This is a genomic window from Rhodococcus sp. PSi06 (assembly GCF_054960675.1).
Window position 1 is genome coordinate 13,192 of record NZ_JBHNYO010000003.1, and the last position, 23,704, is coordinate 36,895.

Annotated in this window: 33 protein-coding genes; 19 read left to right on the forward strand and 14 right to left on the reverse strand. The window is 62.6% G+C overall.

The window, feature by feature from the left end; translation table 11 throughout:
• Positions 1–14 precede the first annotated feature (14 nt).
• From ACFI9K_RS04745 to ACFI9K_RS04760, 4 genes are read right to left on the reverse strand one after another with little or no spacing between them, the layout of a single operon-like run.
• Positions 15–1,340 carry an AIM24 family protein gene (locus tag ACFI9K_RS04745; RefSeq protein ID WP_462662466.1) on the reverse strand — a complete coding sequence of 442 codons (1,326 nt, stop codon included), beginning with the start codon at positions 1,338–1,340 and terminating at the stop codon, positions 15–17.
• Between the two features lie 33 nt (positions 1,341–1,373).
• On the reverse strand, positions 1,374–4,496 hold the full coding sequence (locus ACFI9K_RS04750) for an ATP-binding protein (protein WP_462662467.1): 3,123 nt from the start codon (positions 4,494–4,496) through the stop codon (positions 1,374–1,376).
• Between the two features lie 17 nt (positions 4,497–4,513).
• On the reverse strand, positions 4,514–5,167 hold the full coding sequence (locus tag ACFI9K_RS04755; RefSeq protein WP_462662468.1) for a hypothetical protein: 654 nt from the start codon (positions 5,165–5,167) through the stop codon (positions 4,514–4,516).
• Positions 5,164–6,201: an endonuclease domain-containing protein gene (locus ACFI9K_RS04760; protein ID WP_462662469.1), complete on the reverse strand. Its 1,038-nt coding sequence runs from the start codon at positions 6,199–6,201 to the stop codon at positions 5,164–5,166. Before ACFI9K_RS04760 ends, ACFI9K_RS04755 begins: the two co-directional genes overlap by 4 nt.
• 238 nt (positions 6,202–6,439) lie before the next feature.
• Here ACFI9K_RS04760 and rplN point away from each other — a divergent pair, with 238 nt between their 5' ends.
• Genes rplN through ACFI9K_RS04780 form a run of 4 tightly spaced genes read left to right on the forward strand, consistent with a single transcriptional unit; the run spans position 6,440 to position 7,890 of the window.
• Complete coding sequence (gene rplN, locus ACFI9K_RS04765) at positions 6,440–6,808, forward strand: 50S ribosomal protein L14 (protein WP_008718280.1); 369 nt, start codon at positions 6,440–6,442, stop codon at positions 6,806–6,808.
• Positions 6,809–7,126 (forward strand): 50S ribosomal protein L24, encoded by a 318-nt coding sequence (gene rplX, locus ACFI9K_RS04770; RefSeq protein WP_008718278.1) that lies wholly within the window; start codon positions 6,809–6,811, stop codon positions 7,124–7,126. It begins immediately after the preceding gene.
• A 1-nt stretch (position 7,127) separates the two neighbouring features.
• On the forward strand, positions 7,128–7,700 hold the full coding sequence (gene rplE / locus ACFI9K_RS04775) for a 50S ribosomal protein L5 (RefSeq protein WP_008718275.1): 573 nt from the start codon (positions 7,128–7,130) through the stop codon (positions 7,698–7,700).
• A gap of 4 nt (positions 7,701–7,704) precedes the next feature.
• The gene (locus tag ACFI9K_RS04780; RefSeq protein ID WP_008718273.1) at positions 7,705–7,890 is read left to right on the forward strand and encodes a type Z 30S ribosomal protein S14; all 186 of its coding nucleotides are present in this window, start codon (positions 7,705–7,707) and stop codon (positions 7,888–7,890) included.
• 91 nt (positions 7,891–7,981) lie between these two features.
• On the opposite strand, the gene ACFI9K_RS04785 is transcribed toward ACFI9K_RS04780, so the two are convergent.
• The 10 genes from ACFI9K_RS04785 to ACFI9K_RS04830 all read right to left on the reverse strand — a co-directional run bounded on the left by ACFI9K_RS04785 (position 7,982) and on the right by ACFI9K_RS04830 (position 14,006).
• A complete protein-coding gene (locus ACFI9K_RS04785; RefSeq protein ID WP_462662470.1) occupies positions 7,982–8,680 on the reverse strand; it encodes a DUF6885 family protein in 699 nt (232 codons plus the stop codon).
• Between the two features lies 1 nt (position 8,681).
• Positions 8,682–10,049 (reverse strand): type I glutamate--ammonia ligase, encoded by a 1,368-nt coding sequence (locus ACFI9K_RS04790; protein WP_462662471.1) that lies wholly within the window; start codon positions 10,047–10,049, stop codon positions 8,682–8,684.
• Positions 10,050–10,314: 265 nt separating this feature from the next.
• The gene (locus ACFI9K_RS04795) at positions 10,315–10,554 is read right to left on the reverse strand and encodes a DUF7683 domain-containing protein (RefSeq protein WP_037176575.1); all 240 of its coding nucleotides are present in this window, start codon (positions 10,552–10,554) and stop codon (positions 10,315–10,317) included.
• A gap of 179 nt (positions 10,555–10,733) precedes the next feature.
• A complete protein-coding gene (locus ACFI9K_RS04800; protein ID WP_462662472.1) occupies positions 10,734–11,069 on the reverse strand; it encodes a DUF7683 domain-containing protein in 336 nt (111 codons plus the stop codon).
• A 134-nt stretch (positions 11,070–11,203) separates the two neighbouring features.
• Entirely contained in the window at positions 11,204–11,515 is a 312-nt protein-coding gene (locus ACFI9K_RS04805; protein WP_462662473.1) for a DUF7683 domain-containing protein, read from the reverse strand.
• A 19-nt stretch (positions 11,516–11,534) separates the two neighbouring features.
• Entirely contained in the window at positions 11,535–11,786 is a 252-nt protein-coding gene (locus ACFI9K_RS04810) for a DUF7683 domain-containing protein (RefSeq protein ID WP_462662474.1), read from the reverse strand.
• A 73-nt stretch (positions 11,787–11,859) separates the two neighbouring features.
• Complete coding sequence (locus ACFI9K_RS04815) at positions 11,860–12,105, reverse strand: DUF7683 domain-containing protein (RefSeq protein WP_462662475.1); 246 nt, start codon at positions 12,103–12,105, stop codon at positions 11,860–11,862.
• Positions 12,106–12,211: 106 nt separating this feature from the next.
• The gene (locus tag ACFI9K_RS04820) at positions 12,212–13,414 is read right to left on the reverse strand and encodes a colicin E3/pyocin S6 family cytotoxin (RefSeq protein ID WP_462662476.1); all 1,203 of its coding nucleotides are present in this window, start codon (positions 13,412–13,414) and stop codon (positions 12,212–12,214) included.
• A complete protein-coding gene (locus tag ACFI9K_RS04825; protein WP_037176582.1) occupies positions 13,414–13,701 on the reverse strand; it encodes a WXG100 family type VII secretion target in 288 nt (95 codons plus the stop codon). Before ACFI9K_RS04825 ends, ACFI9K_RS04820 begins: the two co-directional genes overlap by 1 nt.
• A complete protein-coding gene (locus ACFI9K_RS04830) occupies positions 13,701–14,006 on the reverse strand; it encodes a WXG100 family type VII secretion target (protein WP_462662477.1) in 306 nt (101 codons plus the stop codon). The genes ACFI9K_RS04825 and ACFI9K_RS04830 overlap by 1 nt, the downstream gene beginning before the upstream one ends.
• A 498-nt stretch (positions 14,007–14,504) precedes the next feature.
• Here ACFI9K_RS04830 and rpsH point away from each other — a divergent pair, with 498 nt between their 5' ends.
• The 15 genes from rpsH (at position 14,505) to ACFI9K_RS04905 (ending at position 23,677) form a co-directional block, all read left to right on the forward strand.
• Entirely contained in the window at positions 14,505–14,903 is a 399-nt protein-coding gene (gene rpsH / locus ACFI9K_RS04835) for a 30S ribosomal protein S8 (protein ID WP_008718266.1), read from the forward strand.
• A gap of 13 nt (positions 14,904–14,916) precedes the next feature.
• The gene (gene rplF, locus ACFI9K_RS04840) at positions 14,917–15,456 is read left to right on the forward strand and encodes a 50S ribosomal protein L6 (RefSeq protein ID WP_027496323.1); all 540 of its coding nucleotides are present in this window, start codon (positions 14,917–14,919) and stop codon (positions 15,454–15,456) included.
• Position 15,457: 1 nt separating this feature from the next.
• Positions 15,458–15,874, forward strand: a complete 417-nt coding sequence (gene rplR / locus ACFI9K_RS04845; protein ID WP_032365631.1) for a 50S ribosomal protein L18 — start codon at positions 15,458–15,460, stop codon at positions 15,872–15,874.
• 34 nt (positions 15,875–15,908) lie between these two features.
• Complete coding sequence (gene rpsE / locus ACFI9K_RS04850; protein WP_032365630.1) at positions 15,909–16,583, forward strand: 30S ribosomal protein S5; 675 nt, start codon at positions 15,909–15,911, stop codon at positions 16,581–16,583.
• Complete coding sequence (gene rpmD, locus ACFI9K_RS04855) at positions 16,583–16,762, forward strand: 50S ribosomal protein L30 (protein ID WP_008718256.1); 180 nt, start codon at positions 16,583–16,585, stop codon at positions 16,760–16,762. Before rpsE ends, rpmD begins: the two co-directional genes overlap by 1 nt.
• 2 nt (positions 16,763–16,764) lie before the next feature.
• Positions 16,765–17,208 (forward strand): 50S ribosomal protein L15, encoded by a 444-nt coding sequence (gene rplO, locus ACFI9K_RS04860; protein WP_027496326.1) that lies wholly within the window; start codon positions 16,765–16,767, stop codon positions 17,206–17,208.
• A 330-nt stretch (positions 17,209–17,538) separates the two neighbouring features.
• Complete coding sequence (gene secY, locus ACFI9K_RS04865; protein WP_462662478.1) at positions 17,539–18,861, forward strand: preprotein translocase subunit SecY; 1,323 nt, start codon at positions 17,539–17,541, stop codon at positions 18,859–18,861.
• Positions 18,858–19,412 carry an adenylate kinase gene (locus ACFI9K_RS04870; RefSeq protein ID WP_462662479.1) on the forward strand — a complete coding sequence of 185 codons (555 nt, stop codon included), beginning with the start codon at positions 18,858–18,860 and terminating at the stop codon, positions 19,410–19,412. Before secY ends, ACFI9K_RS04870 begins: the two co-directional genes overlap by 4 nt.
• Positions 19,412–20,206, forward strand: a complete 795-nt coding sequence (gene map, locus ACFI9K_RS04875; protein ID WP_222092853.1) for a type I methionyl aminopeptidase — start codon at positions 19,412–19,414, stop codon at positions 20,204–20,206. The genes ACFI9K_RS04870 and map overlap by 1 nt, the downstream gene beginning before the upstream one ends.
• A 264-nt stretch (positions 20,207–20,470) precedes the next feature.
• A complete protein-coding gene (infA, locus tag ACFI9K_RS04880; protein WP_005140011.1) occupies positions 20,471–20,692 on the forward strand; it encodes a translation initiation factor IF-1 in 222 nt (73 codons plus the stop codon).
• A gap of 89 nt (positions 20,693–20,781) precedes the next feature.
• Complete coding sequence (gene rpmJ, locus ACFI9K_RS04885) at positions 20,782–20,895, forward strand: 50S ribosomal protein L36 (RefSeq protein ID WP_025347279.1); 114 nt, start codon at positions 20,782–20,784, stop codon at positions 20,893–20,895.
• Positions 20,896–21,098: 203 nt separating this feature from the next.
• On the forward strand, positions 21,099–21,473 hold the full coding sequence (rpsM, locus tag ACFI9K_RS04890) for a 30S ribosomal protein S13 (protein ID WP_057475660.1): 375 nt from the start codon (positions 21,099–21,101) through the stop codon (positions 21,471–21,473).
• On the forward strand, positions 21,473–21,886 hold the full coding sequence (gene rpsK / locus ACFI9K_RS04895) for a 30S ribosomal protein S11 (RefSeq protein WP_019663574.1): 414 nt from the start codon (positions 21,473–21,475) through the stop codon (positions 21,884–21,886). The genes rpsM and rpsK overlap by 1 nt, the downstream gene beginning before the upstream one ends.
• 21 nt (positions 21,887–21,907) lie before the next feature.
• Positions 21,908–22,513 (forward strand): 30S ribosomal protein S4, encoded by a 606-nt coding sequence (gene rpsD / locus ACFI9K_RS04900; RefSeq protein WP_222084134.1) that lies wholly within the window; start codon positions 21,908–21,910, stop codon positions 22,511–22,513.
• Positions 22,514–22,612: 99 nt separating this feature from the next.
• Positions 22,613–23,677: a DNA-directed RNA polymerase subunit alpha gene (locus ACFI9K_RS04905; RefSeq protein WP_032376654.1), complete on the forward strand. Its 1,065-nt coding sequence runs from the start codon at positions 22,613–22,615 to the stop codon at positions 23,675–23,677.
• Positions 23,678–23,704 lie beyond the last annotated feature (27 nt).

Sequence of the window (23,704 nt, forward strand, 5' to 3'; positions counted from 1 at the left end):
TTCTGGTCGCGGGCTTATCGGCCCAGCAAGCCGCCCAGTGCCCCGCCGACTCCGGCCTGCTCGCCACTACCGCTGCCGCCGATCAGTCCGCCCGGTGGCTGTTCCGACGGCTGTACGACGACGAACCCCTGGCCGGCGAACTCCAGGGTGAAGCGTTCACCGGTCGAACGTCCGATCAGTGTCCCGAGTCCGAACGAATCGTTCTTCTTCACTCGTGTCTGCAACGAGGACGACCATGCAACGGCAGCTTGCGGGTCTGCGAAGGTCGGCTGATCGACGTTCAGCACCACAGGGACGCCGTCGGTCGTGATGGCGATGCGTCCGCGCCCGGTGAACACGCAGTTGAAAAAGCCTGCGTTCCCGCCTGCTGCCGCTCCCTGGACTCGCTTGATGTCGTAGCTCAGCGAGGACTCGAAAGCCAGGACGTTCGCACCGTTGATCGTCAGTCCGTCTGAGCCGTCGAGGTCTATCAGATGAACGTCTTGGGCAGCGTTCGCGAGAAAGAGGTCGCCCTGACCCGTGACCTTCATCAGCGGGACACCCTCTCCGGACAGAGCTTGCTTGAGGGCTCGACCTATACCCCCTGAGCCCTTTGCCTCGAACTGCAGATTGCCCTGGTACGCAACCATCGAACCGGCCCGAGCCATGATCTCGCCGCTCATGCCGACCCGGCACATCTTGCTGCCCTGTTTCTGAATGCCGGACCCGGGAACCTCGGCGTGGGCGGGTGCGAACAGCTCACTTCTCATGGCCAGAACTCCTTGGTGGGCAGGGGATTGCACGGGCGGTGCGGTCTCGAACGATGGGACCTGCGTCGGGACGTCGGGTGGCGGCTGCTCGTCGTCTTCGATACTGATACCGAAAGCGGTTGCAAGACCGCCCAATCCGTCCGCGTACCCCTGGCCGACGGCGCGGATTTTCCAAAGCTCGCCCCGCCGGTAGAACTCCAGGACGACAAGAGCGCTCTCGTCACCGAGAGCGTCGGCCGCGAACCCGACCAGTGCCGTGCCGGACCCGTCGGACACTATCGCCGAAGTAGATCCCGCGGCGGCAAACGTGGCCGGACCGCTGCCGTCCAGCGAGGCCGCAATGACGACGGTCTCGACGTCCTGCGGAATGGCCGACGAATCAACGCGGACGAGATGGCCGGACGGGGCACGCTGGTACTCCACGCCCGCACCCATGGGTTGGTTGTAGAACACCAGATCCGCGTCCGACCGTACAAGACCGTCCGGCCCCAGCAGCAGGGCGGATACGTCGACGGAGGCCGAGGCGGCGAGCGTCACCGTCAGGGGACCGGGCGGAGCGGGGCAGTTCTCCCCGCGAGCGAGGCTTTTCATCGGATCCAGTGTGCCAGTGTCCGCCGCCCGCTGTCAGGAACGTGCGAGTTCGATGACTTCTTCCTCGGTCGGTGGGCTTTTCGGGTGGTAGGACAGGCACAAGGGAGTGGCGGTGCGCCGGAACTCCGCGCCCTCCACCGCGGCGTAGAACTGTCCCGCAGGCAGACGCCCTACATCGGGAACCGAACCGCCCTTGACTCGCGCCATCTCCTTGGCTGCGTCGACCTGCGACGGGCTGTTCAGCAGTCCATAGAACTGAGTGGACGCGTTGCCGGCGATGCGATTGTGCAGGCCCTTGGGAGCCTGGGTGGCGAACACCAGCCCGAGCCCGTACTTGCGTGCCTGCGACGCGAGAGCAAGCGTGCTGTGTGTCGCCGCGGTCGTCCTGTCCGACGGCGCAAAGTTCTGCGCCTCGTCCATCACGAACAGTCCGCCCAGGGGCCGGTCGCCCGCTGGGTTCTTCTTTATCCAGGCGAACAAACCCATCTGCAGTTGGTTGACGAAACTCTGCTTCTGCTCGTCGGTGGTCAGACCGGCCAGGTTGATCACCGACACCCTGGCCTTCTTGCCCTCGGCCGGCGTCAGTAGAACAGCTGGATCGACCGGCGTACCTGCCCCGGCGAACATCGGGTCGTTCGCGGCAGCGGCTTTGAGATTCTCGGCCAGGCCGGCTGCGATTCGTACGGCGTCGCGCATCTCGCTGGCATCCTCGGGGAATTCTTCGAGTAGGTCGATGAAGTCGGTGAGATGTCCACCGTGCGGCCGTCGACCGAAGAGATCGAGTGCCGACTTCAGCACGGCCCGACCATGTTTGGCCTTCTGGGACGTACCGAGAACGCCGGCGGCCGGTTCGAGCGATGCCAGAGCGGACTCGACGGAGGCCTCGAACTCGTCGGCGTCGCCGAGGACGCTGACGAAATCGGGGAGTGGTTGGAAACTGAGCGGGCGACCAGCAGACTTACGCGGCGTCCAGACCACGACATCGGTATCGCGCAGGTATGCCGTTGCTTTGGCTTCGTCTCCGGGCGGCCAGGTTCGCTCGTCCTCCGGCCAGGCGGTTCCGAGCCGAGCCAGGTCGTTGTTGACATCCAGCACGATTGCCGAAACACCCTGCAGCGCACACTCTTCCACCAGGCAACGGATGAGTACCGTCTTGCCCGAGCCGGAGCCGGCAAAGATGGCCGTGTGCTTACGCAGCGCCTCGAGTGGAACCGCGACGTCTGCACCGGTGCTCAATTCCGCACCGACCACGATGGACGGCCGACGCGTGGCCGCAGGTGCCGAGGCGGAGACCGTGGTTTCGGGTTCGATGAGCGCCGTGTCGTCGTCGACGACACTCACGGCAGGCAGCACCGTCCTGAACAGTTCGACGGCGTGTGCCGGCTTGCGCGCGAGTAGCCAAGACGTGAGCGCAGGGGAGTTCTCACTCAGCAGGGTCGACAGTGCTGCCAGTGCCCGACGGTCCTCGTCGCTCAAGGGCACCACGACGCCACCGGCGCGACGCAGGGCCGCGATGGTCTGCTCGGTCTTCGCTCCGTTGGGCCACGGGTCGTTCCTGATCAGAATCAGCCGTCGTTTGGGCATGTCGACACGCAAGCCCGCCGTGGTCACAGCGCGCTCCACTCTGGCCAGTGCGGCCCGCGCGTTGCCGGACGTCACCGCACGGAAGCACCAGTGCTCTTCGTCGTCGGTATCGGTGTCGACGGTGTGGCGTAGCCGGGCGTGCAGAGCAGGCTTGCCACTGGGCGGCGGGTCCTGTGCCAGGCTGTCGTCGGAAGACTGGTGCTCGTGAATCCACGCGGTCAGGCCCGCGGACAGCAGAGCGGGAGCGATCGAGTCCTCGCTGTCGGGTCGGAGCGGAACAGAGACGTCCACCTGTTCGCGCAGTTGCCGGTAGCGCTCGTCGAGCGTGTCGAGTTCGTTCACCCGCGCCGTGGGAAGTTCCGGTACATCCGCAGGCCCGGACTTGTCCGTGAAACTCGCAAGCTCCGAAGCGACGCCGGTGTCGAGGCAGTGCCTGATGTGACGGTCGACGGCGATGAGCAGCTGTCGCGGAGTGAAGTCAGGGGCTTGCTCGAACGCGTCGGGGGCCACCGGCCACGTCGGGTGCGGGGGAGTAAATCCGGCTTCGAGGAAGCATGCGGCCAGGCGTCGCCCGAGCAACAGGCGGCCGACGTCCGACGATGGAATCGGCTTGAGCGACTGCGTGACTCGGAAGCGGTCGCGCATGGGAGCCACTCCACGGGCGGCGATCAATTCCCATGCACTCGACAGAGCCGACAGGACCGAGGCAGTGCGGGGGAGTGTTTCGCGGAGCGACATCAGCCCGTGCGCGAGCTGTTCGACGACCTTGTCCTCCTGCGCGTCCGCGAACTCCTGATCGGATCCGGTGCGTGACTGGGCGACGAGTGTGTCGATCTGGTCGATCGCGAGGATCGTGGGGCCGGTGATCGCGAGCAGGCGGGAAATGTTCTCGGCGATGCCCTGATGTCCGAGTTCGGCGCGGCGAATTCCCCACCCCGAGAATTCCTCGGGATCGACGTCGTCGATGGACTGCAGGTAGGCGTCACCCAAGTCCTGCACTGCCGAGTCGGGGGCAATGGACAGCACCAGCGCGCGCAACGTGTGCTGCGACGTCCGGCGGTGGCGAGGGTGGACCTTGTAGACCGCCGTGACGAAGGCATCGAGCGTCTCGGCATCGATCATGTTCTCGCCCATGACCTTTGCGCGCTGATCCTCGGAGATGTCGCCGATCTCGCACAGGCGTCGGAGTAGCAGACCGAGCTGACTGTCCGATCCTCGACCGGACGGCCGCATCAAGTCGTCGAGCATCCCCATCAGCGTCGAACGCCAGAATCCAGCGGCGTCGAGGAGCCGGATCAGGAAGAAGTAGCCCCCCTTGAGTTGTACCTCCTCGCGCACCTGGCCCAACAGGTGTGTCTTGCCCGAGCCGGCGGGGCCCCGCACGACAACCCCGAGGGGGCTGGCGTCGTCGGACGCGTCGGCGTCGTCGTACGCACTCATCACTTCGAGGAACACCCGCTCGTGCATCCCCGGCACGTGCACGTTGGATTGGGAGCGCCACACGTCGTCGGGTGTCGGTGCCCAGCTCAGCCGCACCGACTCGAGTGCTCGGATCTGCTCGCTGTCCGTCATCGTCGACTCAACGCCCATCATGCTTCGATCGAAAGAAGGTGGTTGTGCTGATTACCTACGACGACGGCTGCAGCCCGTTCCTCGTCGGTGAGTGTTTTCTGATTTTCTTCGGGGATCAGTGAAACGTCCGAGGCTCGTCGGAGGCGTGCGAGAGCATCGTCGAGATCGGTTCTGGGTATGTCTCGCAACTCGTTTCGCAGTCGCGAGAGTCGGACCGTGCTGCCGGGTTCACGTGCGAGCCGCGCGTAGGCACCGCGAATGCTGGCTTCGATGTCGGCGCTGTCGTTGGTCTGGTCGGGCTTTTCTTCCGCAGCAGGTTCGTCACCGCGGGGCGAGAACACATCCGCCGGACGACTGTCGGAGCGATCGAGCCATCGACGTAATCCAGCCAACACGGTGAACATCGCTTTACCGGCTCCGGTGGATCGAGCCGGGGGTTCACCACCGATGAGTTCGCCGCAGGTGCGCCATCCCTTGTCGGTCAGTTCGAGTGTCATCGGGCGTACCGAGGAGTTCACCTCGATCAGACCGGCGTTCTTCAGCCTGTCGCGAGAAGGCTTCGCCAATTCGGGGCCCATCGACTTGAGCTCGGAATTCTTGACCGGACTCGCTTCGGCCATCAGAACCAGCAGGACTGCTGCTTCGGTTCCGTTCAGGTCTTCGGTACTCATCGAGGATCCCCCTTAGATCGTCTTCTCGATACTGCCTCGCGGATGGTAGCGACAGCGCGGTGCGGGTCGTCCAGCACCTGAGCGTTGGTGAACCGCAACACCATGTAGCCGTCTGTCTGCAGCTGGTTGTCGCGCACTCGGTCCTCGGCGAAACGCTCGGGAGCCCGGTGTTCGCTACCGTCGATTTCCACGACAACTTTCTCGGTGCGCCAGAGTACGTCGACTGTGAACGGTCGGCTGAGCTCGCCGAGCCGGATCGCGCGATTGTGTTCTCGCCCGGTGGCCCACTCGTGCACGTCCAGCGCTCGATACAGACGCTTTTCCGGATCACTGGCCGGGTGCGGATGTCCGGCGATCGGCGGGTAGCTCAGAGGGCGAAATCGGTCGAGGACGGTGCTGACGCCGATGGGCACTGCGGGTGCACGAACCGACACCGACGGGAACCGATCCATGGCGGACGCTCCGTCACCGGTGACCCACACCGCCGTCCCGGCGTGCGTGCACAGCCACTCCGATGCGGTCGCGGCAACACCGGCATCGACGCCCTCGGGTACGACCAACACCAGTGCGGTCGAACTGCGTTGTTGAGCAGCAGCGAGTACTCGCGCCGAACCCGCGGCCCTGGTTTCGACGGTGAACGCTGCTCGGCGAGATGGTCGCCCGGCGACGGCGGCGTCGGCGAGGGCTCCGATGTAGGGGCCGAAGTGCACGGTGTCGGCGGCCAATCGCACAGCTGCCGTGCGCGCCGCGCGCCGATCCAACGTGGACGTACCTGCCCGGTGGTCGAATTCCGGAAGCCATAGCTCAGCCGAGTCCGCCGCCGCGTTCTCCATTTCGCCGACCACGGCATCCACGAGCTCGGCCGTCCGTTTCGCAGACGTAGGCTCGATTGCGTAGAACACGATCGCGGGAGCAGCGGCGGGCAGTGGATTCACCGAATCGGCCAGCTCTCGTGCGGTGGCACCGTGTATTCGAACAGCTCGATCGGTGGGCAGACCGGACCACCAGCCGGCCGCAACATCGTTCGACGTCATCGCGGTGCCTCGCCGATTCGGAGATGTCCCATCTCCGAAACCGTACCGAGAGTCTCGGGTCCGCAGGCAGCAGCCGGAGCGCGGGCGACCGCGATTTGGATCCGACGAACCTGTTCCCCTACACTTGACCGGTTGCCTGTGGCAGCGGTGTGCCCTCGTGCGCCCGCACCCGGCAGCCGACCGCGCGTGTCGGGACGGAAATCCGGCACGTACGTACATCCAGGTCAAGGAGAAGTGAGTGATTCAGCAGGAGTCGCGAGTACGCGTCGCTGACAACACCGGCGCGAAGGAAATCCTTTGCATCCGCGTTCTCGGTGGCTCGTCACGTCGCTACGCCGGAATCGGCGACATCATCGTAGCTACGGTGAAAGACGCCATCCCCGGTGGAAACATCAAGAAGGGTGAGGTCGTCAAGGCCGTCATCGTCCGCACAGTCAAGGAGCGCCGCCGTCCGGATGGCTCGTACATCCGCTTCGACGAGAACGCTGCTGTGCTGATCAAGCCGGACAACGATCCCCGTGGAACCCGCATCTTCGGCCCGGTCGGCCGTGAGCTGCGTGAGAAGAAGTTCATGAAGATCGTCTCGCTCGCCCCGGAGGTGCTGTAAATGAAGGTGCACAAGGGCGACACCGTTCTCGTGATCGCAGGCAAGGACAAGGGTGCCAAGGGCAAGGTCATTCAGGCCTACCCCGCTGACTCCAAGGTTCTGGTCGAGGGTGTGAACCGCATCAAGAAGCACACCGCGGTCTCCGCCAACCAGCGCGGCGCATCCTCGGGCGGCATCGTCACACAGGAAGCCCCGATCCACGTATCGAACGTTGCAGTGGTCGACTCGGACGGCAACCCCACTCGCGTGGGCTACCGGACCGACGAAGAATCCGGCAAGCGCGTTCGTGTTTCCCGGAAGAACGGGAAGGACATCTGAGATGACTACCACCGAAAACATCGCGGGCGAACAGCCCCGCCTCAAGGCGCGCTACCGCGCCGAGATCAAAGACGCCCTGAACACCGAATTTGCATACGAGAACGTCATGCAGATCCCCGGCATCGTCAAGGTCGTCGTCAACATGGGTGTCGGCGACGCCGCCCGTGACGCCAAGCTGATCAACGGTGCAGTTGCCGACCTCGCTGCCATCACCGGCCAGAAGCCGGAGATCCGCAAGGCTCGCAAGTCCATCGCACAGTTCAAGCTGCGCGAAGGAATGCCCATCGGCGCCCGCGTCACCCTCCGTGGCGACCGCATGTGGGAGTTCCTCGACCGTCTGGTCTCCATTGCCCTGCCCCGAATCAGGGACTTCCGCGGCCTGTCGGGCACGCAGTTCGACGGCAACGGAAACTACACGTTCGGCCTCAATGAGCAGTCGATGTTCCACGAGATCGACGTGGACAAGATCGACCGTCCGCGCGGCATGGACATCACCGTAGTAACCACCGCAACCAACAACGAAGAAGGCCGCGCGCTGCTCAAGCACCTCGGCTTCCCGTTCAAGGAGAACTGAGTCCATGGCGAAGAAGGCATTGGTCAACAAGGCCAACAAGAAGCCGAAGTTCGCGGTGCGTGCATACACTCGCTGCAACCGCTGCGGCCGTCCCCATTCCGTGTTCCGCAAGTTCGGCCTCTGCCGTATCTGCGTGCGCGAGATGGCACACGCCGGAGAGCTTCCCGGAGTTCGCAAGAGCTCCTGGTGATCTGAAGCCCCCGGGCTTCACCACACCATGCTGATGAGCGTGGGTTCCGAAGGGAACCCACGCTCATTTTGCATTGCTCGAGTCCTGATGGTCACACCGACCACACGTCGTGTCGAAGCTCCAGCGAGCGGACCAGACGTATAGCCGAAGGACGATCCTGCCTGTCGACGATCAGCAGCAGGCCACGCTCGGACATCGCCGACGCGACAGCGTCGGTCGAGACGGTTCGACATCCGGGCGGCATGTCCGGGCCCCCGAGTTCCCGATAGGTGTCACCGATCGCTATCACGTCCGCGATCGGGTCGAATCCCCAAACGGTCACGAAATGTCCGACGTTCCACTCGAATTCGGTCAGCTTCCCGGTATGCACATTCGCCACCAGGCCGAATCGGAACGGCCTGTCGCCGAGGCAGTCGAGAAGTGCGCGCAGTCCGTCGGTAGCGGGTCCCATGACCGGAACCACGGCGACGCGATAATCGGTTGCAGTCTCGATGCCTTCCGCGAGACCTGCCGCAGTGGTGCCGGCCGAATCGATCGATGCGGCCCTCGGCAGTACATCCCACCCGTCGGTGAGTCGAGGGGTTCCGGGAGGGCGGCCCGAGTCGATCTCGCCCGGCCAGATCGCAGACCTCGATGCGACCGCGAGTGCCGTCACGTCCGGTGCGTCGTCGTCCATAACTGCCGTCAGTGCCACCGAAGCCGAGAACGGCCCGCAGAGTTGATCCGGTTGCGGCAGAACATGATCGAGAGTCGAAACGATGTCGCTTGCCCCGGCAAACCGTCGCAGCATCTCAGTAGATCCAGCGCAACGATTCGAGCAGTTCGTCCTCGGTGTGGCTTGCCGCCCACGCGGCGTCGGCGTCCCGGCAGGCAACGAACGCACCCCGAAGTTCCTCGCCCAACACGTCTCGTACCAGTACGGACGACAGTAGGTTGTCGCGCTGCTGGGCGTGGGTCGTTGCGAGAGGCGAGATCCCGGCGGCCTCGCGACGAGCATCGTCCCAGCCGCCTACATCCTCCTGAACCGGTGACGGCAACTGCGCCGAATCTGCCACTCCCGACAAGCCGGCCGCGATCGTGACGGCCAGCGCCAGATAGGGATTGGCGGACGCGTCGCATGCCTTCAACTCGACGTTCGTGTGTTCGGGGCCGAGAAGGGGTGTGGACGGTACGAGTCGCACTGCAGCCTCCCGGTTCTCGACGCCCCAGAATCCGAAGGCACCCGCCCAATACCCCGGTCGACGACGCAGCAGCGATCCCGAACTCGGTGCCGTGATGGCAGTGAGTCCCGGGAGTTCTCGAACGAGGCCCGCGATGTACGCCCGCCCGGTGTCGGACAGTCCGTACTCTCCGTCCCCGGTCAATGCGTTGTGACCGTCACGAACCAACGACGTGTGCAGGTGCCACCCGTTACCCGCACTGCTCGACGAGGGCAGGGGAGCGAAGCTTGCCCGCAGGCCCTGAGCTTTGGCCGCTGAGTGGATGGTCTGCCGTGCGAGTACTTGCGCATCGGCTGCAGAAAGTGGATCGAGTGGACTCAATGCGATCTCCAGCTGGGTGCCGCCGTACTCGGCATGAATCTGACCGATGTCGAGGCCGTTCGCAGACAGCGCCTCGAGCAGCAGGACCACGAATTCGTCGACATCGCGAAGTGCATTGGCGGAGTACGCAGGGCCGCGATGAGCGGACAGTCCGTCCGATTCTCGGGTCAGGGCGAACTCGATCTCGAATCCGGCCCGCACCTCGAAACCGGCATCGGACGCCTTCTGCACCTGCTGTTCGAGAACAGCACGCTGATCGTAGGGCCACGGTGTGCCGTCCGCCGAGACCTGTCGTCCGTGTGCCCACGCAAGCCCCGGCTGTCCGGACAGGGCGACCACGCTCGACGCGCTCTCGACCACCGGAATCAACCGCACATCGCCGGATGGCGTCGACAGTCCTTCGTGGGCAAACGTGATCCCGTCGTGCGAATCGAACACCGCGAACACCGCGGTGACTCCTACTCCGCGTCGTGCGACGGCGGTCAGTTCCGCTGTGGGTACGGTGCGCGATCGGACAATGCCGTTGTTGTCGACCCAGCCGATGGTCACCCCGGCGATGTTGCGGTCGCGCAGAGTGTGGGTGAGGTGGTCGATATCGACTGCCTTCGAGTCCGTCATGGTCCGACGTTAGCGAAGAAGTGGGAGTTCGGGTGCCAACTGGGTCTGCGGATTGCGAAACGACTGGGCTACGCGTGTGCCGCGCCGAACTGAGCGGTTGCCCGCGCTTCATCGTCTCTGCGGTTGAGCCCAGGGCGGCGTCAATGCGGCGAGGAGTATTGCGCGCGACATCGGTACAGAGTTTTGAACGTGATTTTCGTAAAAGGTCTGTACGCAAACCTCTTGGGCCGCGTCAGGCCGCGTTGTGGCGGGGGTTCTCCTTGGATCAGTCCGCGAAGAGGCCTACGAAGTAGGTGCAGTCGAAGTCGATCAAGAACTCGACATCGATATATGGCGCGAACTTTGCCAAGCCCGCGGGCGCGACCTCATGCATTGCGGCTTCAACTGGTCCGTATCCTTCGTCTACTTCGATCAACTCTTTAATGATCCTGGTGGTAGCACCCCGAAGCGGGTAGCTCTTGGTAAGAAGCTCGGATTTTTTCTCGTACGCGTCCAGGTACCACATTTGTCATCTCCGTGGTTTTCGGCCGGGCACCGGCGCTTTTGTCATATCGCCGGTGACTGGGTCGAACTTGTCGAGGCGGTGCCCGTTCCTCGTGTGCATTCGGACCCCCGTGTCGGTAAGTGCATACGAATAGATATCTTCTGCTGCCTGTCCGATGTGGCCGATCGTCCGGTGGACGTTCATCGCTGAGGTGCGGACACTGAGATTGAGATCCGACCAGAGCGATGACGATACCGAGGTCGACGCTGTAGGACGTGTTGTTGGTGATCGTCAATCTGAAGAATAGCCAACTTTGTACTCGCATTCTCGTCCAGAGTGAAGGCTTCGTTCAGGAAAGCTGCAAACTCTGACGCCTTGGACAGCGGAACGTCGTGTTGACGAATCCCAATGGGAAGTTCGTTCTCTTCGTCTGCTATTCCGAGAATCCTCCCGATTATCGTGGCTGACATGTCGTGAAGGACATATTCGCCCATAAGGAGATGGGTAGTCTTATCGAATTTCTCTAGGTGCCACATCTTAGTTTTCAGAAGTTAGTGAGAGCAAGCGCGTGCCGTGTGACCGGTAATCGCTCGATCAGTCGATAGATTCTGGTATCACGTGTGCTCCACTCTTGAGCAGTCCGCCTCCCACGTATCGCATTGCCCATTCCTCAGTCGGTGAACAGGCCGATGAAGTATTCAAAATCGGAACTGATTCTCAAATTGCCATCTATGTACTTCGCGAATTTCGGTACGTCGGCCAATGTGACGGGGTACGGTCCCATCTCTAACGGATGTTCACTTTCGTCGACGTCCATTATCTCTCTGATTTTGTCTCCCGTAATAGCGAGCAGAAGATAGCTGTCCGCGATCGAATCGGTTCGGCCATTGTACGATTCCAAATACCACATGCCGTCTCTTGGTTCCTGATGCGATCGATCTGGTAGGTCTTCGTCTTCCCTCGACCGCAAACGCTCGGCCATGGACGCGGAGTGTGAAGCCTCATTTCGGTTCGGCGCGGAACGAGACTTCGTACGAGTGTCCTTCTTTGGCTTGGAACGGGATTTGTATGAACTGAGCAAAGTCGGGTACCTTCTCCGCCGGTACGTCGTTCTGGCCGACTGCAACGGGTAGGTCGAAGTCGCTGTCGTCGATCTGTAGCGTGTGTTTGACGAATTCGACCGTCATATCGTGCAAGAGGTATATCTCTGTTGCCAATTCGGTTTCATCATTGAATTCTTGCAGATACCACACTGGATTTTCCTCTCATGCCACAGTCTTAAGTGTTATGGATTGGCGTAAACGAAGGTGGACAATTCCAAAGTCTTCACTCGGCGAGGAATGAAACCTCGTACGAATGTCCTTCCTTCGCTTCGAACGGTATTTGCATGAACCGAGCAAAGTCGGGTACCTTCTCCGCTGGAACGTCGTTCTGTCCGACTGCAACGGGTAGGTCGAAGTCACTGTCATCGATCTGCAGCGTATTCTTGACAAAGTCGACCGTAATACCGTGCAGAGGGTGGATCTCTGTTTCCAATTCGGTTTCGTCATCGAATTCTTGCAGGTACCACATGGCGTTCTCCTTTCGAGTGTATATTCTACTGTTGTGGTTCATTTCGGAGCTGTTGTGACCCAGCGTCATGTCAGGTTCGAGCAATCCAGATGTCGGAGCCGATTAGTCATCGACCTGGCCTTCTGGTTGGATCTGGGGGTTTCGTCTGAACGCCAGTATTGGGGTCGTATTCCCCCAAATGTTTACCGCTCTTGCTGTACTTTTCGACCGCGCCGTGCTGATAATCCCACTCGTAGATGTTTCCTTTCTCGTCGACCCAACGCGTCCGCCGGTTCATTCTTTTTGCTAATTTTGCGTTAGGTATGCCTGGAAGATCCCTTGTTGGCGGAGGATTGTAATGCCAACTACCTCCACCAGTATTCGCGTTGAAAGTCGTCGGACTTGCTTGTAGGAGCGGTTGCACGTCCGATGCGATTCCAATGGCCGCCGCCCCGGTTGCCACGGTGACACCGACGGCAATTGCCGACGCCGCTTCCACTCCGGTGAGGACGGCGATGACACTTCCGGCGATGACGCTGCCCGTCGCGCCGGTAACGGCGACCGTTCCCACGCCGAGTGTGAAGAAGCCGGCAACTGCACCGGCGATCGTGCCGGCAACGATGGCCGTCCCCACGATATCGATGACGCTCTGGTGAGCCTCCTGAATGGTGGTGGCCCATTCGCCGCAAGCGCTCGCAAGGGTGTCGAATTGGTCGGCGGTGTTCTGCGCAGCGATGTAGACGCCGTCCATCTGGGCGAGGACCTGCGGAATTTCGTCGGAGGAAAGGTCCTCGATGTCGGTCCATGCGGAGTTCGTGGCGTCGCTCGCTCGGCGTAGCCCCTCGGCGGCGGTGCGCCACGCGCTTCCGAGACCCCGGAGCTTGTCCGGATCGCCGTTGGCCCACATGTGGCCCTGTAGCCATCGCGTGATCAGGCCCCACCCCATCGGAGCGTCGGTGTCGCCGCCGTAGGAACCGTCGAAGCGCGGTGTATCCGTATGAGGAAGTTGTGGGGGAGCGGGTAGCGGTGGGGGCGGCGGAACGGTGTTCGCATTCTCCGCGTTGGCGTGGTTGACGCCGGTTGCCGCCAGCAGATCATGAAGTTTGCCGAACGCATTGGTGATGTCGGTCCCCGCGGTGACTGCGTCGAATGCCGCGGAATCGTAACTGTCTGCCCAAGACTTTCCGGCGTTGTCGGTGCCTGCGCAGCCCCAGTTGCGGTCGAGTTCCGCGGCGAGTGCCGCTATCGCGCCGCTGGATATGGTCTTGGCGCTGCCGTACCGGGAAGCCGCATCGGCAAGGATGTCCGGGTCGACGCTGATCGGGGCCATCAGGGCCACATTCGCTTGTTGTGGTCCACGGCTGCGCGGTAGCGATCATGGGCGCCTCGTGCCAGCGAGCCGAGTTGGGCGAGCGCGGTTCGCATATCGTTCAGTTCCTGCCGGAGTAGCTCGTGCTTCGAGCGGTGCGCCTCGGCCGCTTCGCCCTCCCATTCGATGCCGAGATCGTTGACCTCCCGCTCGACACCTGCGATAGCGGATTCGATCGTGGCTCCAACTACATGCGCGCGATCGACGAGAGCGAGAATCCGCTCGACATCGGCGACATAGCGTGCCATCAACGGTCCAACCGCAGGCCGGAATCCATCAGGTGCGCGTCGATCTTCTTGTCCGCTGCGGCGTAGTCGATTGCAACGCGATCGAGCAGCGCAGCGTCCTCGGTCAGCGCGCCACACATCTTCCGAGCCGAATCGACCCACTCCGCCCACAGAACTGCATGGGAATCGGCCGCATTGCCCGTCCAGGAGGACTCCATCAACTCGTCGGCGTCTCGGCGGATGAGGTCGATGTCGTCCCAGAGCGCATCGGCGAGACCGGACATTCGGGCTGCGGCTCGACGGATGCGGTCCGGATCGGCTCTCACAGCGTCGTGCGGGACGAACCCGGCAATGGTCGGACGCCGACCGTCTCGGCACTGGAATCAGTTGTACGCATCGAACCCCCCGGAGCGATGGAATGATGTCGGAAGGCTACTGCATCGAACCCACGAACTCGTCCGTGTCTGCGCGGGGTGCTCCTCGAGCACTACCACGATCGATTTTGAGAATGGCACCCGGTTCCCTACACTAGAGCGGTTGCCCGGGCTTCGTCGTGCCTGCACGCGAGTCCTTGCTACAACAAACGCAACCTCGAGTTCTCCGTACGTCAGCATTGAACATGCGGAAGCTCGTAACACCTGGCAGTGCAGCGATGCATTGCTTGGAGCGCAACCCCTGACCGGCAACAGTCGGTCAGGACATGTTCACTTCGCTGTAGGCCCACGATGTGACGAGCCAGGCCCGACGGGTTCTCCGGAACCCACAGGCACCAGCCCGCGCGTGCTGCATGGGAACCGCTGCGAGAAAGGTGCACAGGTCACACCATGACGATGACCGATCCAATTGCAGACTTCTTGACTCGTCTGCGCAACGCCAACTCGGCGTACCACGACGAGGTGAAGCTTCCCCACTCGAAGCTCAAGGCGAACATCGCCGAGATCCTCAAGCGCGAGGGCTACATCTCCGATTACCGCACGGAAGACGCCGAGGTGGGCAAGACCCTCATCGTCGATCTGAAGTACGGCCCGAGCCGTGAGCGCAGCCTCGCCGGCGTGCGACGCGTCTCCAAGCCCGGTCTCCGGGTGTACGCAAAATCCACCAATCTGCCCAAGGTTCTCGGCGGCCTGGGCGTGGCGATCATCTCCACGTCCACCGGTCTGCTCACGGAGCGTCAGGCTGCCAAGCAGGGTGTGGGCGGAGAAGTCCTCGCCTACGTCTGGTAGGGGAGGCCACACCATGTCACGTATTGGAAAATTGCCGGTCGCAGTCCCCGCTGGCGTCGATATCACCATCGACGGCCAGGACGTAGCGGTCAAGGGCCCCAAGGGTGCCCTGAGCCTCACAGTCGCCGAGCCCATCAAGATCGCTCGCGCCGACGACGGCACCATTGCCGTCACCCGGCCGGACGACGAGCGTAAGAGCCGCTCGCTGCATGGCCTCTCGCGCACACTCGTTGCGAACCTCATCACCGGTGTCACCAACGGTTACACCACCAAGATGGAGATTCACGGCGTCGGTTACCGCGTCGTACTCAAGGGCAAAGACCTCGAGTTCGCACTCGGTTACAGCCATCCCGTGCTGATCGAAGCACCCGAGGGCATCACGTTCACGGTCGAGTCGCCCACGCGATTCACCGTTGTCGGCATCGACAAGCAGAAGGTCGGTCAGATCTCTGCCAACATTCGTCGTCTGCGGCGTCCGGACCCGTACAAGGGCAAGGGCATCCGCTACGAGGGTGAAGTGATCCGCCGCAAGGTCGGAAAGACGGGTAAGTGATATGAGCCAGCAAACAGCAGACAAGGCGAACGTCGTCAAGCGCACCCCGCGCGGCACCGACGTCTCGACGAAGCGTCGCCTGTCGAAGGCACGTCGTCACTTCCGCCTTCGCAAGAAGATCTCCGGAACGCCCGAGCGTCCGCGCTTGGTCGTCAACCGGTCCTCGCGTCACATCCACGTGCAGTTGATCGACGATCTCGCGGGCCACACGTTGGCCAGCGCGTCGAGCATCGAAGCCGATGTGCGCGCACTCGAGGGCGACAAGAAGGCCGTCAGCGCGAAGGTAGGCGAGCTCATCGCCAGCCGTGCGAAGGCAGCCGGCGTCGAGGCAGTCGTGTTCGACCGCGGCGGCAACAACTACAGCGGCCGCATCGCGGCACTCGCAGACGCTGCCCGCGAAGGCGGGTTGACGTTCTGATGATGACAATGACTGACAACGGAAGGACAGCCTGATGCCGGGACGTCAACGGCGTGACGGCGGAAGCGGCCCCGCCGGACAGAACAGTGGCCCCAACGCAGGTGGCGACAACAACCAGCGCGGCGACAACCGCGGTGGCGGGGGTCGTGACCGTCGTGACAACGGCCGTGGCGGAAACGCTGCGGACAAGTCGAACTTCATCGAGAAGGTCGTCACGATCAACCGTGTCTCCAAGGTGGTCAAGGGTGGTCGACGCTTCAGCTTCACCGCCCTGGTCATCGTCGGTGACGGCAACGGACTGGTCGGCGTCGGCTACGGCAAGGCCAAGGAAGTTCCCGCGGCCATCCAGAAGGGTGTCGAGGAAGCACGCAAGAGCTTCTTCCGCGTCCCGATGATCGCCGGCACCATCACGCACCCCATTCAGGGCGAAGCCGCAGCCGGCGTCGTCATGTTGCGTCCGGCCAGCGCCGGTACCGGCGTCATCGCCGGTGGCGCTGTGCGCGCAGTGCTGGAGTGCGCCGGTGTCCACGATGTGCTGTCGAAGTCGCTCGGTAGCGACAACGCCATCAACGTCGTGCACGCGACCGTCGCAGCCCTCAAGGGTCTGCAGCGTCCAGAGGAAGTCGCGGCTCGCCGCGGCCTGACCCTCGAAGAGGTTGCACCCGCCGGAATGCTGCGCGCACGCGCACAGGCAGGAGCGGTGAAGTAATGGCTCAGCTGAAGGTCACTCAGATCAAGAGCACCATCGGCCAGAAGGCGAACCAGCGTGACAGCCTGCGTACTCTCGGGCTCAAGGGCATCCGTCAGACGGTCGTCCGCGAGGACAACCCGCAGAACCGCGGACTGGTCAACACGGTGCGCCACCTCGTAACTGTTGAGGAGGTCTAACCATGACCATCAAACTGCACCACCTGCGCCCCGCAGCCGGATCCAAGTCGACGAAGATTCGCGTCGGCCGTGGTGAAGGTGGCAAGCGCGGCAAGACCGCAGGTCGCGGTACCAAGGGAACCGGCGCACGCAAGAACGTGCCGGCACGCTTCGAGGGTGGCCAGATGCCCCTCCACATGCGGCTCCCGAAGCTCAAGGGCTTCACCAACCGCAACCGCGTCGTGTTTCAGGTCGTCAACCTGCGCGACATCGAGCGCCTGTTCCCCGAGGGTGGTCAGATCGGCATCCCCGAGCTGATCGCCAAGGGAGCTGTTCGTAAGAACGAGCTCGTCAAGGTTCTCGGAGACGGAAACCTCACCGTGAAGGTCGATATCTCGGCCAACAAGTTCACGGGCTCGGCCAAGGAAAAGATCGCCGCTGCCGGCGGTTCTGCAACCGAGGTATGAGCACTGCTTCGATGCATTGAGTATTCGATGTACTGAGTAACAGCGCATCGAGCAACAGTTCGTGACGATGGCCGCAGCCACAGCTCTCGCAGCTGAGCTGCGGCCATCGTTGCCTACACGCAATGTCGTGTGTGCCGACCGAACGGCCAGGGTCCAACACTGACCGTCGGGCCGTTCGATACGCACTGTTAGAGTTCTAGAGTTCCGAGAAGTTCGTATCGATGCGGTCGACGCATGTCGTCCGCAGTCCATGCTCGTGAGGCTCACGGGAGCGCCTGTCGCTCTCGGTGAAGCACTTGCGGCGTCAACGCAGTCGTGCCAGGAGGATCTTTGCTTTCCGCCTTCGTGTCGGCCCTCAGGACTCCTGACCTGAGACGGAAGATCCTCTTCACGCTCGGTCTGGTGGCCCTGTATCGCTTCGGTGCAACGCTGCCGTCGCCGGGTGTCGACTACGCCAATGTCCGAGCATGCATCGACCAGGTCTCCGGTGGAGATTCGGCGGGCATCTACTCGCTGATCAACCTGTTCTCCGGTGGAGCGCTCCTTCAGCTCTCGGTGTTCGCGATCGGCATCATGCCGTACATCACCGCCAGCATCATCGTGCAGCTGCTCACCGTCGTCATCCCCAAGTTCGAAGAACTCCGCAAGGAGGGTCAGTCGGGCCAGGCCAAGATGACGCAGTACACGCGCTACCTGTCGATCGCACTGGCCATCCTGCAGGCGACCGGCCTGGTGGCCCTCGCCTCGCGGGGCCAGCTGCTTCAGGGATGCCAGCAGGACATCATCGCCGACCAGTCGATCTTCGGCCTCGTCATCATCGTGCTGGTCATGACTGCCGGCGCAGCTGTGGTGATGTGGTTCGGCGAGGTCATCACCGAGCGCGGTGTCGGCAACGGAATGTCGCTGCTCATCTTCGCCGGTATCGCCTCGCGTATCCCATCCGAAGGCAACTCGATCCTCGAGAGCCGCGGTGGATTGGTGTTCGGGTTCGTCTGCCTCGCAGCGTTCCTCATCATCACCGGTGTCGTCTTCGTCGAGCAGGGCCAGCGTCGTATTCCGGTTCAATACGCCAAGCGCATGGTGGGCCGGAAGATGTACGGCGGCTCCTCGACCTACCTTCCACTCAAGGTCAACCAGGCCGGTGTCATCCCGGTGATCTTCGCTTCCTCGTTGCTCTACCTGCCGAATCTGATCGCACAGCTCACCTCTGCGAGCACCGCGGCGGATCCCAGCTGGTGGCAGCGCATCATCAACGAGTACCTGGTGAACCCGGCCAACCCCGTCTATATCGCGATCTTCTTCGGGCTCATCGTCTTCTTCACGTACTTCTACGTGGCGATCACGTTCAACCCCGAGGAACGCGCCGACGAAATGAAGAAGTTCGGCGGATTCATTCCTGGCATCCGTCCGGGCAAGCCGACAGCCGATTACCTGAACTACGTCCTCAGTCGCATCACGTTGCCCGGCTCCATATATCTGGGCACCATCGCCGTGCTTCCGAATCTGTTCCTCGACATCGGCAGCTCGGGCGGAGGCCAGAACCTTCCGTTCGGCGGAACTGCCGTACTGATCATGGTCAGCGTCGGCCTGGACACCGTCAAGCAGATCGAAAGCCAGCTGATGCAGCGTAACTACGAAGGGTTCCTCAAGTGAGACTTGTTCTGCTCGGTCCCCCCGGTGCCGGCAAAGGCACTCAGGCCGTCCTCCTCTCCGAGAAGCTGGGCGTGCCGCACATCTCGACGGGCGATCTCTTTCGCGCGAACATCGGGGAGAAGACGCCGCTCGGGCTGGAAGCGAAGAAGTATCTCGACGCCGGCGATCTGGTTCCCAGTGAGCTGACTGTCGACATGGTCCGCAGTCGCCTCGCCGAGCCCGACGCTGTCAACGGTTTTCTACTCGACGGATTTCCGCGTTCGGTCGGTCAGGCCGAAGCACTCGTGGAGATCCTGTCCGATCTGAACGCGAAGCTCGACGCCGTACTGTCGTTCGTCGTAGACGAGGACGTCGTTGTCGAACGGATGCTGGCGCGCGGTCGTGAGGACGACAAAGAGGACGTCATCCGTAACCGCCTCAAGGTGTACCGGGACGAGACGGCACCGTTGCTCGATTACTACGCCGACGAGCTGGTCACGGTCGACGCCATCGGTGAGGTAGACGAGGTCAATGCTCGCGCGCTGAAGTCCATCGAGGATCACGGCAAGTAATGGCGTTCGGCCGTAAACGCAAAGTCGTTCCGTTCCGCAGCGCGGGTGAGCTGGACGCCATGGCGGCCGCCGGCGCGGTCGTGGGTGCTGCGTTGGTTGCTGTGCGAAACGCAGCGGTTCCGGGTGTGTCGACACTCGAGCTCGATCGAGTTGCCGAAGCCGTGATTCGCGATGCCGGGGCAGTTCCGTCGTTTCTGGGTTACCACGGCTTCACCGGGAGCATCTGCTCCTCGGTGAACGATCGAGTGGTGCACGGCATCCCGTCCGCTGACGAGGTTCTGGTTGCAGGCGACCTGGTGTCGATCGATTGCGGTGCCGTGCTCGAGGGGTGGCACGGCGACTCGGCATGGACATTCGGTGTCGGAGACATCATCGAGGCCGATGCGATGCTGAGCGAGGCGACGAGGCTGTCGATGGAAGCCGGTATCGCGGCAATGCTTCCCGGTAACCGGTTGACCGACGTGTCGCACGCCATCGAGTCCGGAACCCATGCGGCGGAGAAGGCGCACGGCCGCAAGTACGGAATCGTCGACGGTTACGGCGGCCACGGCATCGGCCGTGAGATGCACATGGATCCGTTCCTGGCGAACGAGGGTGCGCCGGGCAAGGGTCCTGAGTTGGTGGTCGGATCGACCCTCGCGATCGAGCCGATGTTGACTCTCGGGACCTACGACACCGACATCCTGGAAGACGGATGGACTGTCGTCACGACCGACGGGTCGCGCTCTGCGCATTGGGAGCACACGGTTGCTGTCACCGAGGACGGGCCGCGGATCCTCACACTGCGCCCCTAGGATCTCGGGTTCGCCTTGACCATCGGTACGGTCGCTGCGCTGCGACGCAGGTCAAGGCCTGCGCAGCGCATCCATTTGGCCACCCGGGGCTTTGCCGGTAACATTGACCGACGGTGCGTGCTGCGTACCGGATGTTTGCGTGCCTCAGTGGCCCGCGAGCTGTCCGGCGACACGCCGTCTCGTTCACGCGAGCCGGTCAGTAGGCATCACGGTAACGGAAACAGATGCAATCAACCAGGTGTGAGAGCCAGGATCGCGGAGGATATGGCCAAGAAAGACGGTGCTATCGAGGTAGAGGGCCGAGTAGTCGAACCACTGCCCAATGCGATGTTCCGCATTGAGCTCGAGAACGGCCACAAGGTACTCGCTCACATCAGCGGAAAGATGCGTCAGCACTACATCCGCATCCTTCCCGAGGATCGCGTCGTCGTGGAGCTTTCGCCCTACGACCTCACGCGTGGACGCATCGTTTACCGCTACAAGTAAGAGCTTCCCCGGCCACGTCCGGTCGGGGGGAACCATGCTGGGAACCGCTGTCCGCAGCGGAGCCGAGCTACACACAGGAGATCAACGACGTGAAGGTTCAGCCGAGCGTCAAGAAGATCTGCGAAAAGTGCAAGGTGATTCGTCGTAACGGACGCGTCATGGTGATCTGCGACAACCTGCGTCACAAGCAGCGTCAGGGATAACCACCGAGCTTTTCGCACGTCGGCTTGGCAACAGCTAGAAGATGACCTCCCAGCACCAACCGCGACACACGCGTTGCGGCATACCCCCGGCACGGAGGCCGGGGCCCCACTGAGTTTGTTGAAAGACGCTTGTCACCCCTGCGGTGAGAAGGACACAGGGGACGGACTGGGAGCAGACCTCCGGACAAGAAAAGGAATGCCACATGGCACGTCTCGCAGGTGTGGATCTGCCGCGCGAAAAGCGCATGGAGATCGCACTGACTTACATCTACGGCGTCGGCCGTACCCGCTCCAAGGAAATTCTCGCAGCAACCGGCGTCAGCGCCGACCTGCGCAGCAAGGATCTCGGCGACGACGATCTGCGCAAGCTCAGCGATTACATCAACGAGTCCCTCAAGGTCGAGGGCGACCTGCGCCGCGAGGTTCAGGCCGACATCCGACGCAAGATCGAAATCGGCTGCTACCAGGGTCTTCGCCACCGTCGTGGTCTGCCCGTCCGTGGACAGCGCACCAAGACCAATGCGCGTACCCGTAAGGGACCCAAGCGCACCATTGCCGGCAAGAAGAAGGCGAAGTAATGCCCCCCAAAGCACGCGGTACCGGTCCGAAGAAGACGCAGAAGACGCGTCGCAGGGACAAGAAGAACGTCCCGCACGGATCTGCGCACATCAAGAGCACGTTCAACAACACGATCGTGTCGATCACCGACCCCGCCGGCAACGTCATCTCGTGGGCGTCCTCGGGACACGTGGGCTTCAAGGGCTCGCGTAAGTCGACTCCGTTCGCCGCACAGCTCGCAGCCGAGAACGCTGCGCGTAAGGCTCAGGAGCACGGCGTCAAGAAGGTCGACGTCTTCGTCAAGGGTCCCGGCTCCGGCCGCGAGACCGCTATCCGCTCGCTTCAGGCCGCTGGCCTCGAGGTCGGCACCATCTCCGATGTCACCCCTCAGCCGCACAACGGCTGCCGTCCGCCCAAGCGGCGTCGGGTCTAGCGGGAAGGAAAGGTTTAGAAAATGGCACGTTATACCGGTCCTATCACCCGCAAGTCGCGTCGTCTGCGCGTCGACCTCGTCGGAGGCGACCAAGCGTTCGAGCGTCGTCCCTACCCGCCGGGCCAGCACGGCCGCGCGCGTATCAAGGAGAGCGAGTACCTGCTCCAGCTGCAGGAGAAGCAGAAGGCCCGCTTCACCTACGGCGTCATGGAGAAGCAGTTCCGTCTGTACTACAAGGAAGCCAACAAGACCGTCGGCAAGACCGGCGAGAACCTGTTGACCATCCTCGAGAGTCGCCTCGACAACGTCGTCTACCGCGCTGGACTGGCACGGACACGTCGTCAGGCCCGTCAGCTGGTCACGCACGGTCACTTCCTGGTGAACAACAAGCGCGTCGACATTCCCAGCTACCGCGTCTCGCAGTACGACATCATCGATGTCCGTGAGAAGTCCGCGCAGACCCTGCCGATCCAGATCGCCCGTGAGAGCTACGGCGATCGTCCGGTCGCACCGTGGCTGCAGGTCGTTCCCAACCGTCTTCGCATCCTGGTGCACAGGTTGCCGGAGCGCGCACAGATCGATGTGCCGCTCCAGGAGCAGCTCATCGTCGAGTACTACTCGAAGTAAGGCGCAGCACGCATGTGAGTCTCCCCGCGAGGCTCACATGCGTCTTCGCCTCCACACGTGGGCGTCAAATAGCGGACGCCCGTACAGGAGGAATACACAATGCTCATTTCACAGCGCCCGACGCTGACCGAAGAGGTCATCGCCGACAACCGCTCGAAATTCGTCATCGAGCCGCTCGAGCCCGGCTTCGGTTACACACTCGGCAACTCGCTCCGCCGCACCCTGCTCTCGTCGATCCCCGGCGCTGCTGTCACCAGCATCCGTATCGACGGCGTTCTCCACGAATTCACTACGGTCCCCGGTGTGAAGGAAGATGTCACCGACATCATCCTGAACCTCAAGGGCCTCGTCGTGAGCTCCGAAGAAGACGAACCGGTCACCATGTATGTCCGCAAGCAGGGCCCCGGCGCTGTCACCGCAGGCGACATCGTTCCCCCGGCCGGCGTGACGGTGAACAACCCTGATCTGCACATTGCGACCCTGAACGACAAGGGCAAGTTGGAGATCGAGCTCGTCGTCGAGCGCGGTCGCGGCTACGTCCCCGCCGTCCAGAACAAGGCGTCGGGTGCCGAGATCGGCCGTATTCCGGTCGACTCGATCTACTCACCCGTGCTCAAGGTCACCTACAAGGTGGAAGCCACCCGCGTCGAACAGCGCACCGACTTCGATCGGCTCGTTCTCGATGTGGAAACCAAGAATTCCATCACCGCGCGGGACGCGCTCGCTTCGGCGGGCAAGACCCTGGTTGAGCTCTTCGGCCTCGCCCGTGAGCTGAACGTCGAAGCAGAAGGCATCGAGATCGGACCCTCGCCAGCCGAGGCCGATCACATCGCTTCGTTCGGACTCCCCATCGAGGATCTGGACCTCACAGTCCGCTCCTACAACTGCCTCAAGCGCGAAGGTGTTCACACCGTCGGTGAGCTGGTTGGTCGTACCGAGTCCGATCTGCTCGACATCCGTAACTTCGGGCAGAAGTCCATCGACGAGGTGAAGGTCAAGCTGCATTCGCTCGGCCTCTCTCTCAAGGACAGCCCCGCGTCGTTCGATCCGACCACCGTGCCTGGCTACGACGCCACCACGGGTACGTGGAGTGACACCGACGCCGGCTCCTTCAGCGACACCGAAGGTGCCGAGCAGGACTACGCCGAGACAGAACAGCTGTAATCAGCTCGCTGGAGCTCTTACTAGGAG